Origin of the sequence: Streptomyces sp. MK37H (assembly GCF_018035285.1) — a bacterium.
Classification (GTDB): Bacteria; Actinomycetota; Actinomycetes; order Streptomycetales; family Streptomycetaceae; genus Streptomyces; species Streptomyces endocoffeicus.
Map to the genome: position 1 here is coordinate 1 of NZ_JAAAYH010000465.1, position 6,778 is coordinate 6,778.

Annotated in this window: 6 protein-coding genes and 1 pseudogene; 2 read left to right on the forward strand and 5 right to left on the reverse strand. The window is 72.9% G+C overall.

Annotated elements, in window-relative coordinates:
- Nucleotides 1-84 precede the first annotated feature (84 nt).
- Nucleotides 85-669 carry a TetR/AcrR family transcriptional regulator gene (locus tag GWI24_RS37900; RefSeq protein WP_247617451.1) on the forward strand — a complete coding sequence of 195 codons (585 nt, stop codon included), beginning with the start codon at nucleotides 85-87 and terminating at the stop codon, nucleotides 667-669.
- A gap of 360 nt (nucleotides 670-1,029) precedes the next feature.
- Nucleotides 1,030-1,293: pseudogene (locus tag GWI24_RS45875) on the forward strand (AfsR family transcriptional regulator); the annotation flags it as partial.
- Between the two features lie 673 nt (nucleotides 1,294-1,966).
- Here GWI24_RS45875 and ssuE read toward each other — a convergent pair.
- From ssuE to GWI24_RS37925, 5 genes are all read right to left on the reverse strand, one after another.
- Nucleotides 1,967-2,524, reverse strand: coding sequence for an NADPH-dependent FMN reductase (gene ssuE / locus GWI24_RS37905; protein ID WP_210950588.1), 558 nt, complete (start codon nucleotides 2,522-2,524; stop codon nucleotides 1,967-1,969).
- An 87-nt stretch (nucleotides 2,525-2,611) separates the two neighbouring features.
- Entirely contained in the window at nucleotides 2,612-4,051 is a 1,440-nt protein-coding gene (locus GWI24_RS37910) for an FAD-binding oxidoreductase (protein ID WP_210950589.1), read from the reverse strand.
- On the reverse strand, nucleotides 4,048-5,223 hold the full coding sequence (locus GWI24_RS37915) for an acyl-CoA dehydrogenase family protein (RefSeq protein WP_247617452.1): 1,176 nt from the start codon (nucleotides 5,221-5,223) through the stop codon (nucleotides 4,048-4,050). The genes GWI24_RS37910 and GWI24_RS37915 overlap by 4 nt, the downstream gene beginning before the upstream one ends.
- Entirely contained in the window at nucleotides 5,220-6,278 is a 1,059-nt protein-coding gene (locus GWI24_RS37920) for an ABC transporter substrate-binding protein (protein ID WP_210950590.1), read from the reverse strand. The genes GWI24_RS37915 and GWI24_RS37920 overlap by 4 nt, the downstream gene beginning before the upstream one ends.
- 33 nt (nucleotides 6,279-6,311) lie before the next feature.
- The coding region (locus tag GWI24_RS37925) for an LLM class flavin-dependent oxidoreductase (RefSeq protein ID WP_210950591.1) at nucleotides 6,312-6,778 on the reverse strand (467 nt) is incomplete at its 5' end.

Consider the following 6,778-nt stretch of genomic DNA (forward strand, 5'->3'; position numbering starts at 1 on the left):
CGTATCCGGAACGGGTTCCGGTTCGCTTCTCGACGGTAAGCGGAACTGGTTCCGGTTGCAAGTGGTGGCGAGAGGGGACCCGGATTGACCGGCATCGAGGGAAACGCGGCGCGGCACCGCAGGCCGCTGCGCGCCGACGCGCAACGCAACGAGGACCGGCTGCTGGAGACGGCGGCGGCCGTCTTCGCCCGTGAGGGGGCGGGGGCCTCGGTCAAGGACATCGCCCGCGAGGCCGGTGTCGGCGTCGGCACGCTCTACCGCCGGTTCCCGTCCAAGGAACTCCTGGTCGAGGCGGTCTACCGGCAGGAAGTGCGGTGCCTGTGCGAGGCGGCGCCGCACCTCGCCACCACACTGCCACCGGTGGACGCGCTGCGGACCTGGATGGAGCGCTTCATCGACTTCATGGCCGCCAAGAGCGGGATGGCCGACGCGCTGAGAGTGGTGCTGACCGACGACAGCGAGCGGTTGCAGACCCGGGCTCTGCTCGCCGAGGCGATCGACCATCTGCTGTCGTCCGGGGAGGGCCGGTCGACGGCGCGGCCGGAGGTCGACGCCCAGGACGTGCTGATGGCCCTCGGCGGGATCAGCCTCATGGCCGCCGGTGAGGACCAGCGCGACCTGGCCACCCGGCTCATCGACCTGCTCCTGCGGGGCGTCGTGAGGAGCTGACACGGTCCGCGCTATCGGGACGACAGAGGTCCTTTGAACACTCGGTGGACCCACACCGGGTGGTCAGAGGAATTCTGCCGGTGTTTTGGTTTCGAGCCGCGGCCCTCCGCCGGGCACGAGAAGCCCGTGAGCGCCGCCCGGCCCTCCCGGAACCGGCCACGGCCGGCGCAGCTGCCGGTCGCGCCCACGGCCTTCGCCGGACGGGCCGATGGGGCCGCGGTGCTCCGTTCCCCGGTGTGCTCCGCGGCGTCGGGCCCCGGCAGCGCCGTGATCGTGGCCCTGGGGCTGCGTCGATCGGCCGTTCCGCAGGGCCTGGCGGAACGGGTGAATCCGTACCGGTCGTTGAGCGCCGACCGCAGGATGCTCGTCGTCCTCGACGATGCCCATGACGCCGGCCAGGTCCGCAGCCTGATCCCGGGAAGCGGCGGCAGCCGGCTGATCATCACCAGCCGCGACCACCTCGCGGATCTGGAGGGGACGTACACCTTCACGGTGGGGCCGCTCCCCGAGGACGCGTCACTGGAGTTGCTGGGCGGCGTCGTCGGTCATCAGCGCGTGCGGGAGGAGCCGTTCGCGGCCCGGCGCACAGCCTCCGTCCGCGCCGGGCTGCCACTGGCGCTCCGTATAGCCGGCGCGCGCTGTCCGGCCCGGGAGCAGTGGTCGCTCGACGGCATGGCCGAACGGCTCACCTCATCCGGCCGATTACTCGACGAGTTGCGTGTCGGCGATCTCACCGTGGGCACCGGGCCGCGCTCCCAGTACGCCGCGCTGCGCGCCCACCCCGCCCACCTCGGCCCTCCGGCGGACCCGGTCCCCGACGCCGCCTTCCACGCCCTGGGCGTCCTGGGCGCCGCCGATGTCACCCCCGAGCCGGTGGCCGTCATGCTGAACTGCCGGGTCCACCAGGCCCAGGACACCCTGGAACGGCTGGTCGACGCCCGGCTGCTGACCTCCCCGAGCCCCGGCCGGTACCACCTGGGCGACCTGGTGCGGGCGCTGGCCCGGGAGGTGGCCGAGGCCGAGGAGCCACCGGTCGGCCGCGCCGTTCTCCGCGAGTTGCTGACCTGGTACGGCCGGGCCTGCGAGCGGATCAACCCCGATTCGCGGCACGGCACCCGGCCACCGCCGTCGTGCACCGGCTGCCCGCTCCCCACCCCCGACGGCCACGAGTCCGCCGCGCGCTGGCTGGCCCGGCAGCGGGACTCCATCGTGGGCGCTGGCCACCGACTGACCGGGCGCGGCCGGGCCCGCACACGTGGGCTCGGCCGCGCGTCGGTGGAGCGACCCAGGCCCGCGGTCACGCGGCGACCACGCCTGCGGAGTACGGGCCGCTCAGCGCCGCTGAGAACTGGTCGACGAGCCGTTCGAGCGCTTCCCGGGTGGTGGGGTCCACCACCACGCCCCCGTCCTTCCGCACCTCGATGTGCTTGTCCAGCACGAACCAGCCCGGTGTGATGTGCGCGGGACCCATGGAGGCGAGCACGGGGCGCAACCCGTAGTCGATGGCCAGCACATGCGCGGTGCTGCCGCCGGTCGCCAGCGGCAGCACGGTCTTGCCCTCCAGCGCGAACTGAGGCAGCAGGTCGAGCAACGACTTCAGCAGCCCCGAGTACGCCGCCTTGTAGACCGGGGTGCCGATGACCACACCGTCGGCTCGGGCGACGAGTTCCGTGGCGCGCACGATCTCCGGATGCCCGAAGTCCGCATGCAGCAGCGCCTCGGCCGGAAGCGTGCGGACGTCCAGTGGGATCACCTGGTGCCCCTGGGCGGTGAGCCGGGAGTCCAGGCTGCGCAGGAGTCGGGCGGTGCGGGAGGTGGGGGAGGGGCTGCCGGAGATGGAGAGGATGGTGGGCATGGCGGGGTTCACCTCGAAATCGTCAGTGCGGAAGGAGCGGAGACAAAGGGGAAGAGATCGACACGACGGCCCCGGCCACGGTTGATCTCACAGCGCCTTGCCCGGGTTGAGGATGCCGTGCGGATCGAAGGCCGCCTTGAGGCGACGCTGGAGCGCGTGCTGGTCCGGGCCGAGCTCGTCGCCGAGCCAGCGCCGCTTGAGGGTGCCCACGCCGTGTTCGCCGGTGAGCGTGCCACCGAGGCGGAGCGCGGCCGTGAAGATGTCGCCCGCCGCCCGCCAGGCGGTGTCCGGGACGGCGGGGAGCGCCGGATCGAGGACGAGAATGGGGTGGAGGTTGCCGTCGGCGGCATGCGCGAAGGTGAAGATCCGCACTCCGTGCCGGTCCGCCGCGGCATCGATCTCCCGTACGGCGGCCGCCAGTTGGTTCCTGGGGACGGCGATGTCCTCGATCAGCGGACGGCCCAGCCGCTCCAGCGAGGGCAGGGCGAGCCGACGCGCCGCGAGCAGCCGTTCCGCCTCCGCCGGGTCCCCGGTGACCTCGACCGAGGTGGCCCGTCCGCGCAAGCGCCGTACGGCCGCGTCGGCCTCGGCGGCCGCGCCCCGCCCGTCGCACTGCAGGAGCAGCAGGGCGCCGCCGCGCGACCGCAGATCCGTGCCCTGGGCTTCGTCCACCGCGCCCAGCACGGGGCCGTCGAGCAATTCGGCCATGGCGGGCTCGATCCGGGCGGCGGTGAGCGCGGAGACGGCCTCGGCTCCTTCGGCGAAGGTGGCGAAGTACGCGGCGACCGTGACGGTCTCCTCCGGTACCGGGCGCAGCCGCACGGTCGCGGCGGTGATCACGCCCAGGGTGCCCTCGGAGCCGGTGAGCAGGCCCGTCAGGTCATAGCCGGTGACGCCCTTGAAGGTGCGCCTGCCGGTCCGTATCGGTGTCCCGTCCGCCAGCAGTGCGTCCAGGCCCAGGACGGCGTCCCTGGTCACCCCGTACTTGGCGCAGCGCAGACCGCCGGCGTTGGTCGCGATGTTCCCGCCGACGGTCGAGATCGCCGCGCTCGCCGGGTCGGGCGCGTAGCGCAGCCCGAACTCTCCCGCCGCGCGGTCCAGGTCGGCGGTGATCACCCCCGGCTCGACGACGGCGATCTGCTCCTCGGGGCTCAGCTCCAGCACCCGGTTCATCCGTGAGAGATCGAGGACGACACTGCCCGACCCCGCGCTCGCGCCGCCGGACAGCCCCGTCCCCGCCCCGCGCGGCACGACTGGCACCCGCAGGGCGTGCGCGTGCCGCAGCGCGGTCCGGAGGTGCTCGGTGCGCGTGGCGTGCACCACCGCGAACGGGAGGCCCGCCGGGCGGCTTCCGGAGCGGTCGGTGGCGTATGGGCCGGTGGCCTCGGGGCCGGTGCTCAGTGTCCCGGCGGGCAGGTCGCGGCGCAGCGCCGCCAGCAGCGCGGCGGCGGTATCCGTATCGGTGGCGTGCGCGGGTGCGGAGCCGGTGCGGTCGGCCGTATCCGGATCGGACAGCGGGACGGTCATGTCGGCCTCTCACTTTGTGTGCCGAGCGCGGCCGTGCCGATGGCGAGCAGCGCCGTGTCTTCCTGCGGAGCGTGTACCGGGGCGCACTGGACGTCCCGGAAGTGGCGCTCCAGGGGGTTGTCGCGGGACAGCCCCGGATTCCCCAGCAGCCGCAACCCCAGGGCGACCGCCTCGGTGGCATGCCGGTCCGCCAGGACACGGGCGCCCAGCGCGTGTTCGGGGGAGTACGAGCCGTCGGCCGCATCGACCCGCTCCGCACCCGTGAACACCAGATGTTCGGCGGAGTCCAGCCGCAGTGCGATCTCACCGGCCACGCGCCGGAAGCGCTCGGTACGGGCCACCGGATGGCCGAGGTTGGCGGGGATCCGCTCAAGGGCGAAGCGGTGGACGTAACCCTGGGCGGCCCGCGCCACGCCCAGGTAGAGGGCGGCGAGCGGCAGGTGGAGGGCCGCGCCCGCGCGGTTGTCCTGCTCCGCCGCGGCGCCGTGCTCGGCCAGGTCGATGACGTTGCCCTTGGGAATCTCGACGTCGTGCAGCGCGATGTCATGGCTTCCGCTGGCGCGCAGCCCCAGATGGTTCCAGCGGTGGCTGATCTCGATCCCGGGTGCGGTGCCGGGCACCAGGAAGGTGCCGACCCGCGGCGTGGGCTCGTCCGTGGTGGCCCACACCAGCAGCCAGTCCAGCCCTTCCACACCGGTCGCGAAGCGCTTGTGGCCGCTCAGCGACCAGCCGTCCGAGGTACGCCGGGCGACCGTCGAGGGCAGCCCTCCCCGCGCGGGCGAGCCGAGTTCGGGCTCGACACGGATGTGGTTGAGCAGCACCGGCCGCGAAGCGGCGTCGGCCAGCACCTGCCCGTAGAGCTCTTCCGGCCAGTGCGGCCGCACGGCCTGGCGGCGGTGGACGGAGAGGCTCATGGCGGCGATCAGCGCCACCGACGGATCGCCTTCGCCGAGCGCGTGCAGGATGCGCGCGGTGGCCGCCACCCCGAGGGCGGGCCCCCCGTACCGCTCGCCGACGGTGGCGGTGAGCAGTCCGGCCTCGTGCGCGGCGCGGATTCCCTCGGCCGGAAACGTACCGTCGCGGTCGTACGCGGCCGCGGTGGTGGCGAGCCGTCGCGTCACGGAGGACAGCGAGGAGAGATCCGGGACGGGCAGCGACAGGTCAGTGGTCATGAGGCGAGCGCCTTCCGAAGCCGCGCGCTCAGCCGGTCGCTCCAGAAACTGCTCACTGTCAGCTCCCGCTTCACCGCGCCGAGGTCACCGAAGGCGTCGGCGACCTTCTGCTCGGAGGCGGTGGCCCCAGCGCTCACCGGCCGTATCCCGGTCCTGCGCTGGGCCTCTCCCGCCGTGAACTCCTCCAGCGCCTGATCCACCGGCTGGTGGGTGGCGGCGGCCATGAGCTTCGCGTACTCCTTCTGGCGCCCGTCGCGTACATAGGCGAACGCCTTGTCGATACGGGCCAGCAGATCCACCAGCGCTCGGCGCTCGGTCGCGCCGCCAAGGGTGTCGTCCGAGGCCGTCCACAGGAAATTGCCGGAGAGGATGTCCTTGCCGGAACCGATGGTGCGGGCGCCCCGCTGATGGGCGGTGATGACCGCGTTGCCGTATCCGGCGAACGCGTCGATGGAACCGCCGTTCAACGCGGCGATCCCCTTGTCGGGATCGAGCGGGGCGGCCTCGATGTCGTCCCAGCCGAGCCCGGCCCGCTTCAGCAGTTCATAGAGGAAATAGTGGGCGGTGGTGTTCTTGACGTAGCCGACCTTCTTGCCCCGCAGCTGCGACATCGAGGTGATCGTGGACCCCTTGGGGGCCACGACCTCCTGGTTGAGGGTATTGCCGCGCCTCACGGCGACGACCTTGAAGTTCGGCTTTCCGTCGGCCGCCGCGAAGACCGGCGGGATCTCGCTGGAACTCGCCACGTCCAGCGCACCGGCGCGCACCGCCTCCAGTTGCCTGTCGCCGCCCTGGAACAGGCTCCACTTCACCTGGTACGGAGTGTCGTCCAGGTGCGCGAACTTCAGCAGCGCCTCCTCCTCCTTCCAGCCGGTCGCCCCGACCCGGAGGGTGACGGACGATCCCTTCCCGTCCCCGCCCGCTCCCGCGGAGCCGCCACAGGCGCTCAGTGCACCGGCGGTCAGCGCCATGACGGCGGCGAGAGCGGTACGGGCGCGGGCGCGCCGGGAACGGGAGCGGGCCGGTGGCCTGGACATTCGGGTGATGCCTTTCATGAGGGAGAACGTGGAGGAGACGGCGGTCGGACGTCAGGCGGCCGAGGTGGCGGCGCGGTGCGCCAGCTCCTGACGGACCAGCGGCAGTACATGACGCCCATAGTCGATGGCGTCGTTGAGCGGGTCGTAGCCGCGGATGGACAGCAGCTCGCAGCCGATGTCGACGTAGTCGAGCAGCGCCTTGGCGACCGTCTCCGGGGAGCCGACCAGCGCCGTGGAGGCACCGGCGGCGTTGGTGGCCGCGGCGGGCGCGGTCCACAGGCAGCGGTCGTGCACCTCGCCGCGCTCGGCGACGGCCAGCAGCCGCTGCGATCCGACGTTGGACGGGGCGCCCTGGCCGACCGCCGGGTAGTGGCGGCGCTTGGCCCGCTCGGCGTGGTTGGCCTTGACCGCGCCCAGGGTGCGGTGGGCCTTCTCCCAGGCCAGCTCGTCGGTGGGGGCGATGATCGGCCGGAAGGAGACCCAGATGCGCGGCCGGGGACGGCCCGCGGCGTCCGCGT